General features: G+C 73.6%; 8 protein-coding genes. 6 read left to right on the top strand and 2 right to left on the bottom strand.

What is annotated here, in order from left to right; all coding sequences use genetic code 11:
• Nucleotides 1-57 precede the first annotated feature (57 nt).
• Nucleotides 58-1,332 carry an MFS transporter gene (locus K7472_RS29140; RefSeq protein ID WP_222981690.1) on the bottom strand — a complete coding sequence of 425 codons (1,275 nt, stop codon included), beginning with the start codon at nt 1,330-1,332 and terminating at the stop codon, nt 58-60.
• 95 nt (nt 1,333-1,427) lie between these two features.
• A complete protein-coding gene (locus tag K7472_RS29135; RefSeq protein ID WP_222981689.1) occupies nt 1,428-2,480 on the bottom strand; it encodes an ornithine cyclodeaminase family protein in 1,053 nt (350 codons plus the stop codon).
• 152 nt (nt 2,481-2,632) lie between these two features.
• Here K7472_RS29135 and K7472_RS29130 point away from each other — a divergent pair, with 152 nt between their 5' ends.
• The 6 genes from K7472_RS29130 to K7472_RS29105 all read left to right on the top strand — a co-directional run bounded on the left by K7472_RS29130 (nt 2,633) and on the right by K7472_RS29105 (nt 17,683).
• Nucleotides 2,633-3,214, top strand: a complete 582-nt coding sequence (locus tag K7472_RS29130) for a TetR/AcrR family transcriptional regulator (RefSeq protein WP_222981688.1) — start codon at nt 2,633-2,635, stop codon at nt 3,212-3,214.
• A gap of 817 nt (nt 3,215-4,031) precedes the next feature.
• Nucleotides 4,032-8,027, top strand: coding sequence for a type VII secretion protein EccCa (gene eccCa, locus K7472_RS29125; RefSeq protein ID WP_222981687.1), 3,996 nt, complete (start codon nt 4,032-4,034; stop codon nt 8,025-8,027).
• Between the two features lie 97 nt (nt 8,028-8,124).
• Nucleotides 8,125-9,519, top strand: a complete 1,395-nt coding sequence (gene eccD, locus K7472_RS29120) for a type VII secretion integral membrane protein EccD (RefSeq protein ID WP_222981686.1) — start codon at nt 8,125-8,127, stop codon at nt 9,517-9,519.
• 24 nt (nt 9,520-9,543) lie between these two features.
• Complete coding sequence (gene eccB / locus K7472_RS29115) at nt 9,544-11,046, top strand: type VII secretion protein EccB (protein WP_222981685.1); 1,503 nt, start codon at nt 9,544-9,546, stop codon at nt 11,044-11,046.
• Nucleotides 11,047-11,051: 5 nt separating this feature from the next.
• Complete coding sequence (locus K7472_RS29110) at nt 11,052-14,201, top strand: hypothetical protein (protein WP_222981683.1); 3,150 nt, start codon at nt 11,052-11,054, stop codon at nt 14,199-14,201.
• The gene (locus K7472_RS29105) at nt 14,198-17,683 is read left to right on the top strand and encodes a right-handed parallel beta-helix repeat-containing protein (protein ID WP_222981680.1); all 3,486 of its coding nucleotides are present in this window, start codon (nt 14,198-14,200) and stop codon (nt 17,681-17,683) included. Before K7472_RS29110 ends, K7472_RS29105 begins: the two co-directional genes overlap by 4 nt.
• Nucleotides 17,684-17,831: the final 148 nt, after the last annotated feature.

Below are 17,831 nucleotides of genomic sequence, written 5' to 3'. Positions count from 1 at the left end.
ACCTGGGGCCCCCCCCCCGGGGCCCGCGGGGGGGGCGGGTGGCGGCCCGCCGTGACCTCAGGCGCGTGTGTCCCGCGTGCGCAGCCACGGTCCCAGGCCCGTCGCGGCCGACGCCAGCATCCACGCCGCCGCGTAGCCGAATCCGACGGCCGGCCCGAACAGGCTCCAGGCGAGGCCCACCGCGGCGGAGGACGCGAGGTCGCCGACGGCCTGGACGGCGCCGAGCACGCCGAACCCGCTGCCGCGCATCGCGTCCGGCAGCATCCAGGCCAGCAGGGAGGACTCCGAGGGCTCCGCGCAGCCGATGCCGCAGCCGGCGAGCACGAACGCGGCCAGCAGCGCGGGCCAGCCGTGCGGTCCGGCCGCGAACAGGCCGTATCCGGCGACGTAGCAGACCGCGCCGGTGACGAAGACGGGCCGGGGACCCGCGCGGTCCAGCCAGTGTCCCGCGAGGTAGGCGACGAGTGCGGCGAAGGCGTTGTGCGCGGCGTAGACGACGATCGCCAGGGACGCGGCGGCCGTCGCGGACCGCGTTCCGGTGTGCAGCAGTTCGGTGGCCCGCAGGATCAGCAGGGTGGTGGCGGCGTTGCCCATCTCGAACATGGCGATCGGCACGAGCGGCCGGGCGATCCCGGCGCGGCGCAGCGCGGCGACGTCGTAGCGGACCCGGGCCCGGTTGTCCGCGTCGGCGTAGGTGCGGCGTGCCTCCCGGGCGGCGAAGGTGATCGAGACGGCCGCCAGCAGTCCGGGCCCGGCCGCGCAGTACATGGCGTGCCGGACGCCGATCAACGAGACCAGCAGCGCGGCGAGCAGCGGTCCCGCGACCGCGCCGAGGTTGTCGCCCGCCCGCTCCACGCCGAACGCCCGGCCGTAGGCGTGGCGCGGGGCGAGCGAGGCGAGCAGCGCGTCCCGGGAGGGCGAGCGCACGCCGCGCGATCCCCAGGCGAGCGCCCGCAGCACGGCGACCTGCCAGACCGCGGTGGCCGCGCCGATGGCGCCGGTGGCCAGCGCGGTCACCAGGTAGCCGCCGCGGGCCAGTGCGGCCCGCCGCCGGGGCCGGTCGGCGAGCGGGCCTCCGGCGAGCTTGGTCAGGCCGGTCAGCGCGTCGCTGAGCCCTTCGATCACGCCGAGCACCCCGGCCCCCGCGTGCAGGGTGGAGCTGAGGAACCCGGGCAGCGCGGCGGTGGCGATCTCGTGCCCGGAGTCGCTGAAGAAGCTGGCGAGGCCGACGCCCGCGACGCCCTTGGTCAGCCACCGCCCGTCCCCGTCCGGCGCGCCGGTGTCCGGCCCGTCGGCGTCGCGCTCCCCGGGCGGGGTGGGGCTCTCGCTCATGCGGGGTCACCTGTCTGCGCCGGGCTCATGGGCGATGCGGGCGCACCGCCTCCACAGGATGACCCCGCGGCCCCACCCGGTCCAGCAGCCCGCGCTCAGAACGTGCGGAGCGAGGCGAGGCCGTCGGTCCTCGTGCCGATGCCGAGCGCGCGGGCCCGGCCGCACACGGCGACAGCCGCGGCGAGGTCCTGGCTGGCGGCGCCGATCGACTTGAAGACCGTGATGTCCTGGTCGTCGCGGCGGCCCGGTGCCTCCTTGTTCAGCACGGCGGTCAGCGTGGGCGCCGCCGTGGCCGCCGCCGCGTCGAGCGCGTGCCAGGCGATGACGTCGCCCGACTCCCGGGCGACGGTGGCGGCGTCCACGTCGAGGACCACGGTGTCGGCCCGGGCCAGGACGCCGGTGTCGAGTTCGCGGACGGCGGGCGTCGTGGAGCCGATCGACACGATGTGCTGTCCCGGCTCGATCCATTCTCCGCGCAGCGCGACCGGTCCGCCGTGCCCGGTGTTGGTCGCCACGACGATGACGTCCGTCGCGGCGACCGCCTCCTCGGGGGAGCCGACCGCGACGACCTCGACGCCGAGCCGGGTGCTCATGCGTGCGGCGAACGCCTCTCGCCGTGCCTGCCGCGGGCTGTACACCTTCACCGTGCGCAGGTCGCGTACGGCGGCGACCGCCGTCAGGTTGGTCTCCGCCTCGAACCCCGCGCCGATGACGCCCGCGGCGGTGGCGTCCTGACGGGCCAGGTGACGCGTCGCCACCCCGGCCGTGGCACCGGTGCGCACCCCGGTCAGATGGGCGGCGTCGAGCACCGCGACGACCTCACCGCTGCCGAGGTCGCACAGCACGAGCAGGTACCGCACGCCGCGTTCGAACGACCCGTGGAGCATCTTCAGCCCGAGCACCCCGGCGCGGCCCAGGATGGCGGGCAGCACCCGGAAGAAGGTGTCCCCGACCTCCAGGTTGGAGCGTGGCGGCAGCGCCAGCGCGGGGCCGGGGGCGTCGCCGAGTGCCGCTTCCACGGCGTCGATGACCGCGGGCATGTCGCACGCCTCGCGTACCTCGTCGTCGCTCAGCAGCAGCGTGGTGCCCTCGGGCGGGACGGCCGCGATGCGGCCACCGGAGGGAGTCGTGGGCTCGAACGGTTCCATGGCACTCCTCGGAAGGTCGAACGCTCAGAAGGCGTACCGCGACCGTAGCCGAGTTAGTAACCAGCGGTCACTAATGTCGGCGTGACGGTTCTCACCCGGGGGCGACTTCCGGCCAGCGGGATGCCGGGGCGGCGGTCTCGTAGAGTCCGGCCATGGCCGATGCCGCGACACACCGACCCCGCCCGGGACGCCCCGCGCAGCTCAGCCGCGAGCGGATCGTCGAGGCCGCCCTGTCGACCGGGAACCTCGACGAGCTGACGATGCGCGAACTGGCCGGGCGCCTGGGGGTCAGCCACAGCGCGCTCTACCGCTGGGTCAGGAATCGCGACCAGCTCTTCGACCTGGTCAGCGAGGTCATGGTCGAGCGCGTCCTGCCGCCTCAGGGCCCGGACGGACGGCACTGGCGGGACTGGCTGGCGCGGGTGGCGTGGGCCATGCACGACCGGTTCCTCGCGGTGCCCGGCTACGCCACCCGCACCTCACGTCCGCACCGCCACGCCACCCACCCTTTCGAACGGATGCGGGGGGAGGTCGTCACCGCGTTCACCGAGGCCGGCGTGAGCCCCGAACTGGCCGAACAGAGCTGGTACATCTTCATCACCTCCGTGGTCAGCTGGCTCGCCGTCCACGAGAATCCGCTCGACCTCGGCGACGCCGCCCCGCGCTTCGAGCTCTTCCTCGACACGCTGCTGCGCGGCCTGCCGGCACGGGAGCCGGGCGTGGCCCGCGACTGACCGCCGCCGGGCCGGATCGGTCCGCCGACGATCCGTTCGCCATGGTGATTCCGGACACATGTCGGCGACAGCGGCGAGCTGACACATCGTCAATTTCGGAGAGCGCTCCGCGCCGAGCCGTCGCCGAACGCGCCTGCCGCCCGGCTGTCACCGATGGCACGTCAACGGTGTTGATCCTAATTTGAGTTACGGCGACAGCCCCTCCGGCAAGCCCCTCAACAGGGGAGATATGGACCCGGGCGTTGGACGAACGTGCCAACGGTTGTACCGTGAGGCGGCAGGGACGACAGGGACACGCAAGCCCTCGCGTGAGGGGTTGCGTTCCGATTTGGCGCGGCTCAAAGTGACAGTACGCAGCGGTAGGAGCGGATTCCGGCCTCGGAACACCGCACGCCCGTCGGGAGGGGTGGCATGGCGACCACGCACCACGTGCACCGGCGCCCGAACGCGCCGACAGCCACGGCCCCACCACCGCGCGAACCGTCCGACATCCGGCGAACCCACCGCACGGCGCATTCCGGTCCACAGGATGTCAACCCGGGCCGTTCGGACGGCGGTTGAGCGAGCGGCGTTCGACCCGGTCGACGGCGAGGCGACAACGCTCCCGCAGGCAACAAGAGGTCAACGTCCAGGCAGGGTTTACTCAAATGACATTCACGAGTTCAACGACTGTTCACCGGGTACGAGCCGTTCAGGCGTATCGTCACCACACCGGGGGAGTCACCGTCTTCATCAGTTGAACCCAACATCACCAGTTGATACGGCTACGATCGACAAAGGAGCCGTGTGACATGCGCCCGTCAGAGAGGTTCACGCATTGAGCACCGTGGTGGCCAAGCGCTCACCGCGCCTCGAGGGGCCCCAGCTCCCCGAGGGACAGGTCGAGTTGGCGGAGCCGCCGGTTCTGGGAGAGCCGGCGAACGCTGATTTCGGGTCGGCGTTGATGTATCTGCCCATGGGGCTGGGCACGGGTGCCATGGTGCTGATGTTCTCCATGCGCAGTGCCGGTCCGACGACGTACATGATGTCGGGGATGATGGGCATCGCCATGGTCAGCATGACGTTGACGCAGATCGGGCGGGCCGGTGGTGAGCGGCGGCGCAGGATGCGTGCCGAACGCCGCGACTATCTGCGGTACCTGGCGCAGAAGCGGCGTCAGGCGCGGGCCGCGGCGGAGCAGCAGCGTGCGGCGTTGCTGTGGGACAACCCCGATCCGGCGGACCTGTGGGCGCTGGCGATGGGGGGCCGGTTGTGGGAACGGCGTCCGGGGCATGAGGACTTCGGGCGGGTGCGGATCGGTCTGGGCACGCGGCGTGCGGCGTTGGAGTTCATCCCGCCGCAGACGAAGCCGGTGGAGGATCTGGAGCCGCTGACCGCGATCTCGCTGCGCCGGTTCACCAAGGCGCACCAGACCGTGCCACGACTTCCCATTCCGGTGGCGTTGCGGCGTTTCACCAGTGTGGAGTTCGCCGGTGAGGGCGAGGCCGCGCTCGGCCTGCTACGCGCGATGATCGCGCAGTTGGCGGTGTTCCACTCCCCCGACGAGCTGCGCATCGCCCTGCTGGGCAACGCGTCCGCGCGCGAGGAGTGGGACTGGCTGAAGTGGCTTCCGCACAACGCTCATCCCAAGGAGGAGGACGAGGCGGGCCCGGTGCGGCTGGCGGCCGACGACCACGACGCGTTGATGGATCTGCTCGGGTCGGACGTGCGGGACCGGCCTGATCACGACCCGGAGGCGTCGGCGAGTGTGGCCGAGCCGTTCGTCGTGGTGATCGCGCAGGGGTTGCGGCTGCCGGACACCTCACGCCTGCTGCACGGTGGCTTGCGCAACGTGGTCCTGCTGGACGCCACCGGTGCCATGACCGGCGGCCCGAAGGTCCTGCGCCTGGCCACCCGCGACGGCCACGTCGAATTCCCCTCCGGCGACAGCACCGTCTCCGCACGAGCCGACGCGCTCAGCCCCACCCGGGCCGACACCCTCGCGCGCACCCTCGCGCCGATGCGCACCAGCGGAAGCGTCGATCTGGTGGACCGTCCGCTGGAGTCGGACTTCGACCTGACCGCGCTGCTGGGTATCCGTGATCCGCGCACGTTCGACGTGGCCGCGAAGTGGCGTCCCCGGCAGGCACAGTCCGCACGCCTGCTGGTCCCTCTGGGTGTGACGGAGGAGGGTGAGGTCGTCGAGCTGGACATCAAGGAGTCCGCGCAGGGCGGCATGGGACCGCACGGCCTGCTCATCGGCGCCACCGGCTCCGGCAAGAGCGAGCTGCTGCGCACCCTCGTCCTGGGCCTGGTCGCCACCCACTCCTCCGAAGTCCTCAACATGGTCCTGGTCGACTTCAAGGGCGGCGCGACCTTCCTCGGCATGGACCGCCTGCCGCACACCTCCGCCGTCATCACCAACCTCGCCGACGAGATCCACCTCGTGGACCGCATGCGCGACTCCATCAACGGCGAGATGATCCGCCGCCAGGAACTCCTGCGCGAATCCGGCTACTCCAGCCTCTACGACTACGAGAAGGCACGCGGGGCGGGCACGAACCTCACCCCGCTGCCCTCACTCCTCATCATCGTCGACGAATTCTCCGAACTCCTCGCCAGCAAGCCCGAGTTCGTGGACCTGTTCGTCTCCATCGGACGGTTGGGACGCTCGCTCGGGGTGCACCTGCTGCTGGCCTCGCAGCGTCTCGACGAAAGCCGCATCCACAAGGTCGAAGGCCACCTGTCGTACCGCATCGCCCTGCGCACGTTCTCCTCGATGGAGTCGCGCAGCGTCATCGGTGTCTCCAGCGCCTACGAGCTGCCGTCCGCGCCGGGCAACGGCTACCTGAAGGTCGACACCACCAACCTCGTGCGGTTCAAGGCCGCCTACGTCTCAGGCGCCGCGCCCGAGCCGCCGTCCGAGGCCGAGCAGAGCGCCGAACAGGCCAGGGCGAGCCAGGAGATCACCGTCTTCGGCCTGGAGCAGCAGGGCGCGCTGCTGTCCGAGCGCGCCGACGAGAGCCTCGCGGAGCTGGCCGGGCAGTCGTTGCGGGCCGCCGAACGCGAGCCGGAGAAGCCCACGGCAGGTGTCGAACAGCAGGGTGAGGAGAGCCTGTTGGAGGTGCTGATCGGGCGGCTGGAGGACAGTGGTCCGCCGGCCCGGCAGGTGTGGCTGCCGCCGCTGACCGAGTCCCCCAGCCTCGACCAGCTCCTGCCCGGCATCATCCCGGACCCCGTGCGTGGCATGAGCGCCACCGGGCATCCCGCCCTGGCCTCCCTCAAGGTGCCGCTGGGCATCGTGGACCGCCCCTACGAGCAACTGCGCGAGCTGCTGGTCGCCGACCTGTCCGGCGCCGACGGCCACATCGGCCTGGTCGGCGCACCCCAGACCGGCAAATCCACCACCCTGCGCACCCTCATGCTCTCCCTCGCCCTCACCCACACCCCAGAAGAAGTGCAGTTCTACTGCCTCGACTTCGGCGGTGGCGGCCTGGTGTCCACCGCGGGCCTGCCCCACGTCGGTTCCGTCGCCACCCGTCTGGAGCGCGACCGCGTCCTGCGCACCATCGCCGAACTCACCCAACTCCTGGAGAAGCGGGAGGAGGAGTTCACCTCGCGCGGCCTGGAGTCCATGACCGCCTACCGTGCCCTGAAGGCCTCCGGTGAGATCGACGATCCCTACGGCGACGTCTTCCTCGTCGTCGACGGCTGGGGCACCCTGCGCCAGGACTACGAAGACCTCGAACCCCGCGTCATCGACATGGCCGCCCGCGGCCTGTCCTTCGGCCTGCACATCATCGGCTCCGCCGTCCGCTGGTCCGAGATCCGCCCCCGCCTGCGCGACCTGCTCGGCACCAAACTCGAACTGCGCCTCGGCGATTCCATGGAATCCGAAGTCGGCTCCCGCGTCGCCGCCGCCGTCCCCCACCAACCCGGCCGCGGCCTGACCGCGAGCGGACACCACTTCCTGTCCGCGCTCCCCCGCCTCGACAGCTCCAGCGAGACCGGTGACCTGACCGCCGCCACCAAGGCCGCTGTCGCGGAGATCGACACCTTCTGGACCGGCCAGCCCGCGCCCGGCGTCCGCCTCCTGCCCACTCGCCTGCCCGCCGCCCAGCTCCCCGCCGCCGAGGGTGATCTGCGGGTATGCGTCGGCTGGGACGAGCAGCGCCTCGAACCCGCCTGGCACGACTTCTCCACCAATCCGCACCTGATGGTCTTCGGCGACGGCGAGACCGGCAAGACCAACGCGCTGCGGCTGATGATCCGCTCCATCACCACCCGTTACACGCCCGACCAGGCTCGGATCATGGTCGCCGACCCCGGTCGAGGACTGCTCAAGTCCGTGCCCGAGGAATACCGCGTCGGCTACGTGGTCGACAGCGACGCGCTCACCCAACTCGCCAACAACGCCGCGGTGTCGGTGGGCAAGCGCGTCCCGGGCCCGGACATCAGCCCCGAGCAGCTGGCCCGCCGCGACTGGTGGGAAGGACCGCTGCTGTTCGTCCTGATCGACGACTACGACCTGTTCTCCGGTACTCCCGGAGCGCCCTCGCCGATGGCACCTCTGGTCCCCCTCCTCGCCCAGGGCCTGCACATCGGCATGCACCTCGTCGTCGCCCGCAGCACCTCCGGCGCCATCCGCGCCATGATGGACCCCGTCCTGCGCCGCCTGTGGGAACTCGGCAACCCCGCGCTGCTCTTCTCCTATCCCAAGGAGGAGGGCAAGTTCCTCGGCGAGGCCAAGCCGCGCACCCTCCCCCAGGGCCGCGCGCAACTCGTCACCCGCCGCTCGGTCAAGCTCGTGCAGACGGGCCTGGTGACGCCGTGACCCGCATGATGCGGCCACGCCGCTCCCCGTTCGCTCACGGCGGCGCACCGTGCCCCCTCCCGTCCCCGCCGAACCACCGCACCCCAGGAGCCATTCGATGACCACGGCACATGCGGTCGCCGCGTCGACCTCGGAGGTGTGCCGGGTCACGGTCGTGGGACCGGCCGGGCGGGCGGATCTCGCGATCCCCTTGGGCACCCCGGTCTCCGCGCTGCTCCCGGTGCTGGCCCGGCACGTGACCAAGGACCCCGCCGAACGCGGAACGCCCTGGGTGCTGCAACGGCTCGGCGAGGACCCGCTGGACGCCGACGGCACCCCCGCGACGCTGGGGCTGCGCCACGGTGACGTCCTGCATCTGCGGCCCGCCGAGGAGCCGTTGCCCGCCCTGCACTTCGACGACGTCGCCGATGGCGTCGCCCAGGCCGTCGACGCGTTGCCTGGCCGCTGGACGCCCCGCCTGACGCGGGGTCTCGCGCTGGCGATGGCCGTCCTGGCGATGCCCGCGCTGGCCGCCGCGCTGCTGGGCTTCGGCCCCGGCACGGGGACCGCGGTCGGTGCCGGGGTGATCGCCGTCGCGCTGGGCGCCGGGTGCGTGGCGGCGGCACGACTGGACGCGGACCGGGGCACGGTACTGGTGGCCGGCCTCGGATCGATCGCGTTCGGCGCGCTGGCCGGACTCGCGTACCGGCACGGACCGCACGGGGGCTACGCGCCGGGCCTGCCCGGTGTGCTGGCGGCGGCGGTGTGCGTCGTCGTCCTGGCCGCCGTACTCCTGGCGTTGCGTCCGCTGCCGCTGGTGGTCCCCGGCACCGTCCTGCTCACCGCGCTGGCCGCCGCCGTCGGCACCGGGCTGATGCGGGCCACCGGATGGCACGGCGCGCAGGCCGTGACGTGTGTGGCCGTCGCGATGTTCGTGCTCGGACACTTCGGACCGCGGCTGACGCTGCGCATGTCGCGGCTGCGGGTGCCCCGACTGCCGCACAACGCCGAGGAGTTGCAGGAGGACATCGAGCCCGGCTCGGGCGAGCGGATCCAGGCGCAGGTCGAGGCCGCCAGCGCCTACCTGGACACCCTCAGCGTCTCCTCCGCGCTCGTGTACGTGGCCGGATTCTGGTACATGACGCGCGAGAGCGGGTGGATCGGCTGGCTGCTGCCCCTGGTCTTCGCCGGCGCCGTCCTGCTGCGTTCACGCGGCCTCAACCGCTCCGCGCAGCGCGTCCCGATGGTCGTGGCCGGCGCGCTCGGCCTGCTCACCGTCGCGCTCGCCCGTTTCGCGCCGCTCGGCACCGGGGCGCGGCTCGCCGTGGTGGTCGTGCTGCTCGCGGCCGTGGCCGCCGTGCTGGCCGCCGCGTGGCGTCTGCCGACCGGGCGGCTGCTGCCGGTGTGGGGACACAGCGGCGACCTGCTGGAGACCATCACGGCCATCGCCCTGCTGCCGCTGCTCCTGCAAGCCCTGCACGCCTACTCCGCCTTCCGCTCCCTGACGAGCTGACCGAGGCAGAGGGAGACACGGACCGTGCAGACACGACGCGATCACATGCAGGCGTACCAGTTCGCCATGGGCCGCCTCGCCACCGCTCTCGTCACCGGCGACCCCGGCCGCGGCGACAGCCCGACCAAGCGGGCCGCCCTGGGCACCTTCTTCGGCGCGGGCATCGTCGTCCTGCTGAGCGTCGGGTTCCTCATCTACGGGAAGCTGTCGCCGGTGACCACCGCGGCCTGGCGGCAACCGGGTTCGATCATCGTGGAGAAGGAGACCGGCAACCGCTACCTCTACCTCGGCGGCGAGCTGCGCCCGGTGCGCAACTACGCCTCCGCGCTGCTGCTCACCGGCAAGGGCGCGGCCGTGCGCACCGTCACGTCGAAGGCGCTCGCCGACGTGCCGACCGGCACGCCGGTCGGGATCGACGGCGCCCCCGACTCCGTGCCGACGGCGGCGAACCTGCTGGCGCCGTCGTGGACCGACTGCCTGCGCCCCGACCTGGCGTCGGGTCAGGTCTTCGACTTCGCGCCGGGCGGCCGGGCCGCGGCCTTCCCCTCCGGCGAGCAGGCGTTGCTGGCCGCGCCGGACGGCACGCGGTACGTGCTGTGGCAAGGCACGAAGTACCCGGTGCCGTCGGACTCCACGCTGATCGCCCTGGGGCTCGACGCCGACCGTTCCATCGCCGCGCCCGCCGCCTGGCTCGCCGGAGTGCCGACCGGGACCGCGCTAGCCGCGGCGCGGATCGAAGACGCGGGCAAGTCGGCCGGACAGGTCGGCGGACAGGCGTCCACCGTCGGCCAGTTGTTCACCACGTCGGCGGCGGGGGCCAAGCGCTCCTACGTGATGACGTCGGCCGGTGTGGCCCCGGTCAGCGCCACGGAGGCGGCACTGCTCGCGGCGCAGCACGGCGCCCCCGCGCCGCGTCAGGTGTCGGTCTCCGACATCGCCGCCGCCCGCGTCTCGGACGACCAGTCGCTGACCACCGCGTTGCCGGACGTCCTGAACGTCCCGGCGGTCGACACGGCCACGCGGGCCGTGTGCCTGCGCGAGTCCTCACAGGGCACCCGGCTGACCGCCGAGGTGGCGGTCGAGGGCGGCGCGGCGGCGACCGGCGCCGACCCGGTCCTCGTACCGCCCTCGCACGGTGTGTACGCCGTCGACCAGGGGCAGTTGGCACAGCAGGCGTCGAACCCGCAGACCTGGCTCATCACCGACCAGGGCGTCGCCTACCCGCTCGGCGACTCCTCCGCCGCGCAGGACCTGGGCGTCGGCGGCGGCACGGCGACGGCACTGCCGGGGAGCGTGCTGGCGGCGCTGCCACGCGGGCCGGTGCTCGACCGCACGGCGGCGGAGGCGACGGTGCAGGCGGGTCAGGGCGGGCGGCCGGCGGCCTCGCCGAGTGCGTCGGGGTCGGCGGCGGCGCCCGACTCCGCGTCAGGGGAGGGCGGTTCCGGATCCGCCCAGAACGCGGGGGGTGCCCCGGCGCCTTCGGTCTCCAGGCACCCGGCGCCCACCGGCTCGGCGAAGGTGGGGTGAGGGGCGTGCGCATCGGCATCGGTGGCGTCAAGGCCACGGGCACCGCGTTGCAGAGCCGGGGCGTCGGCCACGCCCTGCTGGTCCACGCCAAGGGCGAACCGGACCCGCGGGCCGTCGCGTTCGCCACCCGCCTCGCACCCGACCCGCAGCACACCCTGGCCGTGGTCGACCTGCCGTTCGGCACCCTGGAGGCGTCCGCCGAGTCGCTCGCCCGGCACCTGACCCCGTACGGGCCGAGTCTGCGGCTGGTCTTCGGCCGCGCGACCGCGCAGGAGGCCCGGCGCACCGCGCAGCACGTCGCGGAACGTCTCGACCGGCTCGTGCTCGCCGCGGACGGCTCGGTGCTGCCGACCACCGACGGCGGCCTGTTCGTGCCCAGCGACCACGGCGCGGGCTGGCTGCGCTACCGCCCGGGCCGCACTCCGGAGCGCGACTCGCAGCGCTTCCCCAAGCCCCGCTGGGAGTTCTCCACCTTCGACCGGCCCTGGACCACGAGCAGCCACGCCGTGGTCGAGCCGGTCCCCAGCGGCGTGTGGCTGCACAACCGCTCCACCGACGCCTTCCCCGGCGGCCGTCAGTGGCTGGTCGACCACCTGCCCAGCCATCAGGACATCCTCACGGCCGTCCTCGGCGCACCCGGCTGCCCGCCCCTGCCGCTGACCGACGTCATCCGCTGGTGGGACACCGTCCTGCCGTCGGCCCGGTCCTGGGTGCGTTTCCTGCACTTCGGGCCGGTCGCGCTGCCCGACACCGCCGAGTCGCTCGGCCAGCACCTCGCCGACACGCTGCGCCAGCAGGTCGTCCTGTACGCGGGCCTGCCCGTCACGCCGCGCCGGGGCCTCGACTCGCCCGACGTGGTGTCCGTAGCTTCCGACGGCACGCTCGGCGCCCGCCCGTTCGTCAGCGAGCTGATGTACTTCCCGCGTACGTCGCGTTCGGCGCCGCCGCCCGCCCTGTTCGGCCTGCGCGCGCCGGTGCACGGCGTACCGGAGATCACCACGGGCGTCTACGAGTACGCGTCCGACGCGGTGCTCGAAGTCGTGCAGAGCGGTCTGTGGATGCGCCCGCACGCCGAGCCCGCCGACGGTGACGCCGTGCGCCGCATCCCCGCGACACCGGGGTACGCGGCGATCCTCTACGACCGCAGCGTCCCGGGCACCGAGGACCGCATGCGCTCGCTCGCCGAGGACATGCTGTGGAAGCTCGACCCGGACACACGTGAGGCCTTCACGGTCGCGCCCGCCGACGAGCCGGGCGTGCGGTCCGGTCCGGCGGAGGACGCCTATCTGTGGTCGCCGCAGGACCCGGCGGCCTCCGGGCCGCAGGCGGTGGTGGCACCGGCCCGCGGCGGGCACAGCCGTCCGGCCGACATCGCGCCCTGGACCCCGGAGTCCGCCGTGCCGGAGCAGGAGGCGCAGGAACACACCGCGGCACCGCAGGACGCCACCGCGGGCCCGGCGTCCGCGTTGGCCCGTCTCAATCCTGACGACCCGTCACATGCTTCCGTCGTCAGCCGAACCGACACCACCGCCCCGGCCGCACCGGCACCGGCACCGACGCCGCAGTCCGCGCGTACGGAAACCGACGCGCCGTCAACTCCGTTGCCCGGCACGGAATCCGATGCCTCTGAGCCGGCGGTGGGTGACGAGGTGGCGGACGTGAGCCACGCCGCCGTGGCGACTTCGGGAACGGCCGCCGATCAGCACGTCACGCCCGCTCCCGCCACGCCGCTCGCCCCGGGTCCCGCGCTCACGCCCGAGCCCACTCCGGCTCCCGTTCCCCAGCCCGACGCCCCGCGCGCCGAACCCGAGCGGGCTCCCGAACCGCCGCCCACCGGCAACCCGTTGCCGTACGTGACGCCGGATGCCGAGCGCCAGGACCCGGTGCCGTCCGGCCCCACGCCCGCGCCTGCGGCCGTTTCCGGTGCCAAGCTGCCGGACCTGCCCGTGGCGTCCGAGCCGCCGGGCGCGCCGGAGCCTCCCCACAGCCCGGAGCCACCGCGGGTTCCGCAGGCCGGGCCGGGGGAGGCCGCCGCTCCCCCGCCCGTGGCCGCCCCGGTCACGCCTGCGCCCGCCGCTCCCGAACCCCCGCGCCCTGCCTCGCCCTCGCCTTCGCCTTCGCCCTCCCGGATGATCCGCCTGGAGTCCGACTCTCCGGCCGCCGCCCCGCCGCGTGCCGCCGAGCCGGACCCCGCTGCGCGACCGGGCGCTTCCGCCGGACCTGCCGGGCCGTCGGACGCGGGGCCCGGGCCCGCCGCCGGTCCCGTCGCCGCACCGCGCGCGGCCGCCGCCGGGGTCAGGGTGCAGCCGGTGCCGAAGACGTCCGCCTGTGCCGTTCCGCCGGAGCGTGGCACGAGCCAGGAGCGCGACTGGGTGCGGCGCACGTTCAGCACGCAGTACAACGCTGTCGCGGGCACCGTCTCGCGGGTGATGTCCGAGTCCCCGGGGCTGCGGGGTGGCAGCCGTGGCGAGGCGGCCGACGCGCTGACCGACCTGGTGGCCGTGCGGCTGTACCTGTCGGGTGACAGCGCGCAGGTCGACGAGGCGGTGCGGTCGGCGGCCGTCGGCCCGCACGTGCCGCTCGCGCGGTGCGTGGCGGCGGGCCTGCGCAGGCTGCCGTCGTACCGTGGTGCGGCCCTGTTGCGTGCCCGTACCACCGGGCCGGAGCGTGACTGGTACCGCGAGGGGCGGCTTGCCACGGAGTGGGCGTTCTGCACCGCGCACAGCGCCCCGCGTCCGGGGCCGGAGGACGGCACCGACTTCCTCATCTGGTCGATGACCGCCCGGCGCACCGCCCTCATCGACCCGGCGGAGCCGTTCCGCGTGGTCTTCCTGCCCGGCACCACGTTCAAGGTGCTGCGCGCCTCGGACGGCGAAGGCCCGGTCCTGATAAGGGAGTTGTCGCCCTCGGAGGTGGACGGCGAGGGCAAGGTCGACGTCCAGCGGGTGCCGCTGGACGAGATCGCCCTCGACGGACTGGAACGCGCGGTCACCGCGCTGCGCCAAAGCGGCGAGGCGACGACACGGGGCAAGCGCGGCGGTGAGCGGGAGGACGGGCCGCTCGCGACGCCGCCGGGCCTGATCGGCGGCGCGCGGGTACGGCGGCCGGGCGCCGATGGCGATGTGAGTGTGTCCGACGAGGGAGCGAAGCTGTGAGCCGGTCCGTGCTATTGGTGTCCCCGGATCGTCCGGGAGCCTACCGAGCGGTCAAGGACGCCCTGGCGGACGCCCCGGACGGCGCGTTGATCACCATCGCCCCCGGCCGCTACGACGAGACGCTCTACGTCACCCGCCCGGTCACGCTCGCCGCCGAGGGCGCCGCCGGGACGGTGGAGATCGCCTCCGCGAGCGGCAGCACCCTTGTGCTGGAGACCGAGGCCGTGCAGCTCACCGGCCTGCATCTGTCCGGCACCGACCGCGAGGCGCCCGTCCTGGACGTGCGGCGCGGGCAAGCCGCGCTCGACGCCTGCCAGTTGTCCGGTGAGGCGTGGGCCGCCGTGCTGGCCTGGCAGGACGGTGTGATCGCGCTGCGCGACTGCCGGATCACCAACTCCCAGGGCGCGGGCATCGTCGTCACCTCCGGTGGTGGCAACGCGGTCGAGGGTTCGCGGATCAGCGAGGTCGCCTCGTCCGCCGTCGTCGTCGCGGAGCACGGCCGGCTGACGTTGCGCGAGTGCGAGTTGGACCGGGCGCGTGGCAACGGTGTCTGCGCGAACGGGCAGGCCACCGTCACCGTCGAGGCCACGCGCGTCACCGGCACCGGCAAGCCCGCCCTCGCCGTCGAGCAGAACGCCCGCGCTCAGCTCACCGGCGTCGAGGTCAGCGGCAGCGCGGCGCTGGACGCCTATCTGACCAGCGCCTCCGAAGTCACCCTGACGCGCTGTGTGTTCACCGGCTCCGGCGGCCAGGCGCTGCACGTGGGCACCGGCAGCTCGCCGGTGCTGCGTGAGTGCGTGGTGTCCGGGGCCAAGCGCGAAGGCGTCCACGTGGCATCCGGCGGGCGGCCCCGGCTGGAGGACTGCCGTGTCACCGGTACCCCGGTCGGGCTGCTCGTGGAGAAGGACGGGCACGCCGAGTGTGCCGGGCTGACCGTGAAGGACGCGGCGACGGCGGCCGTGCACGCGGCCGGTGGCGAGATCGTGCTGGAGCGCCTGACGACCGAGGGCGGCGGTCCCGCCGCGCGGGCGACGGGGGCGACGGCCCGGCTGACGGTGCGGGACGCGGATCTGGCGGTCAGTGGTGCGGTGGGCGTCGAGCTGGAGGAGGGCGCGGTCGGCACGCTGTCGGCGGTGCGGTTGCGTTCCGGTGGTGGCACGGGGCTCGCGCTGGCCTCGGGTGCGCGTGCCGAGGTGGACGGCTCGGAGTTCACCGGCTGCCTCACCCTCATCGGCGCGGAAGCCGAACTGACCGCGCGAGACAGCGAGTTCAGCCGCTCCGACTCCGACGGGCTGCGGGTCACCGGCGGCGGCGCGCTGATCGCCGTGGGATGCCGGATCAACGGCGCACGCGGCCACGGCATCACCGTCCAGGCATCGTCGCGGGCCGAGCTGACCAACTGCGCGGTCTTCGACAACGGCGGCGACGGCGTGCGCTGCAACACCGACGAACCCGTCCGCGTCCACGACTGCGAGGTCCGCGACAACGGCGGCAGGCCCGTCCACCAGCTCAAGTCCGCCCAGGTGTCGGTGGAACGCGTCGACACCGGTGGCGACCCGTCCGGCCGCACCGCCACCAGCGCGGACGGCGCGGAGCAGTCGGGCGGTCCGGAGGTTCGGGCGGCCGCCGGGGTCTCCACCGGCCCGTTGGCGGAGTTGGAGGCGCTGGTCGGTCTGGAGAGCGTCAAGCGCGAGGTCACCGGTCTGATCAACCTCAACAAGATGACCCAGCGCCGCATGGAGATGGGTCTGCCCATGCCCCCCATGAGCCGCCACCTCGTCTTCGCCGGCCCGCCCGGCACCGGCAAGACCACCGTCGCCCGCCTCTACGGCGCCGTCCTCGCCGAACTCGGCATCCTCGCCCAAGGACACATCGTCGAGGTCGCCCGCGCCGACCTCGTCGCCCAGATCATCGGCGGCACCGCCATCAAGACCACCGAGGTCTTCAACAAGGCACTCGGCGGCGTCCTGTTCATCGACGAGGCCTACACCCTCACCAACCAGTCCCGCGGCACCGGACCCGACTTCGGCCAGGAAGCCGTCGAGACCCTCATGAAACTCATGGAGGACCACCGCGACGAGATCGTCGTCATCGTCGCCGGATACTCCGCCCAAATGGACCAGTTCCTCGCCTCCAACCCCGGCATGGCCTCCCGCTTCGCCCGCGGCGTCGAATTCCCCAACTACAGCCCCACCGAACTCGTCACCATCGTCCGCGGACTGTGCTCCAAGCACTACTACGAACTCACCGACACCGCGCTGGACGCACTGAACCGCTACTTCGAGGACGTCCCCAAGACCGCCACCTTCGGCAACGGCCGCGTCGCCCGCCAGGTCTTCGAGGAGATGATCAGCCGCCAGGCCTCCCGCCTCGCGGCCCAACCGCCCACCCACGACGACGAACTCTCCCGCCTCACCGGCGCCGACGTCATCACCCTCCCCACCGACCCGAACACGTCGAAGGGCGGCGCAGGCGCACCGGCCGCGAAGGCGGGGTCCGGCGCCGAGGCGGGCGGAAGGACGCCTGCCGCTGCCCAGCCGCCCGGCGCCCAGCCGTCTGGCGCGGCCCAGCCGCCCGGCGCCGCGCGTCCGTCGAGCGGGCGCCCGGCCGGGGACGGCGGTCCTTCCGGCGGGCTGCGCAAGCTCGCGGCGATGACCGGTCTGGACGCCGCCCGCGCGGCGCTGCTCACCCGGCTCGACGCGCTGGGCGCGGCGCGGGAGCAGCCGGACCAGCCGCTGTCGGCGCAGGCCAACGTGGTGCTGGAGGGCGCGCCGGGCAGTGGGCGCAGGGCGCTGACCCGGGTGTACGGGCGTTGCCTGACGGAGGCTGGGCTGCTGGCGTCGGGCACCGTGCACGAGGTGAAGTTGTCGGCGGTGCCGGTGCGTTGGCCCGAACAGCCCGCGCATCTGCTGGCCGCCGCGCTGACGGAGGCGGAGGGCGGGGTGCTGGTGGTGGAGCTGGACGAGGCCTTCGGCCGCCGGTCACCCGCCGAGCGGACCGCGGTGCTCGACGGGCTCGGCCGCCTGGCGGCGGTACCGGGTGACACCGTGCTGGCGCTGTGCGGCTCGCCCGACGGGCTGCGCGCCCTGATGGCCGAACGCGCCGGAATCGCCGAGGAGTTCGCCGAGTACCTGCGCCTGGAGCCGTACACCGCAGAGCAGGCGATCGAGCTGATGCGAGGTCATATGTCGCGCTACGGCTTCAAGTTGGCGGATGACGCGGCCAAGGTGCTGGTGGCCTCGTTCGAGGCGTCGCCGCCGCGTGGCGGTGCCTGGGAGGCGCACCGGCTCGCCGAGCGCCTGGTGGCGTCCGCGCGTACGCGTACCGTCTCCGCCTCCGACCTGCCCAGGGCCCCGGCGCCGTCCGGCGCGGGCGAGGGCACGCCGCCCCCGGCCGCCGCGAGCCCGTCCGGTCCCCCGAGCGCACCGCCGGGCCCGGCGGGACCACCGCCCCAGGAAGCGGAATCCCTGGTGCGCACCTAGAGCGTCCGCCACCGCCGCGACGCGCGGGAGACCGCGCGATCCGGCGGCCCGGCGGGTGAACCCCCACCAACCGGCGCGGACACGCCCCCCAGGACGGGAGCGCTGTCGCTGTCGACGGCTCCGGCCGGCGCCGCAGAACACGAAGGGA

It is taken from the genome of Streptantibioticus parmotrematis, from assembly GCF_019890615.1.
In the GTDB taxonomy this organism is placed as follows: domain Bacteria; phylum Actinomycetota; class Actinomycetes; order Streptomycetales; family Streptomycetaceae; genus Streptantibioticus_D; species Streptantibioticus_D parmotrematis.
The sequence above is the reverse complement of the archived record's forward strand: the minus strand, read 5'-3'. Positions and strand labels throughout refer to the sequence as shown.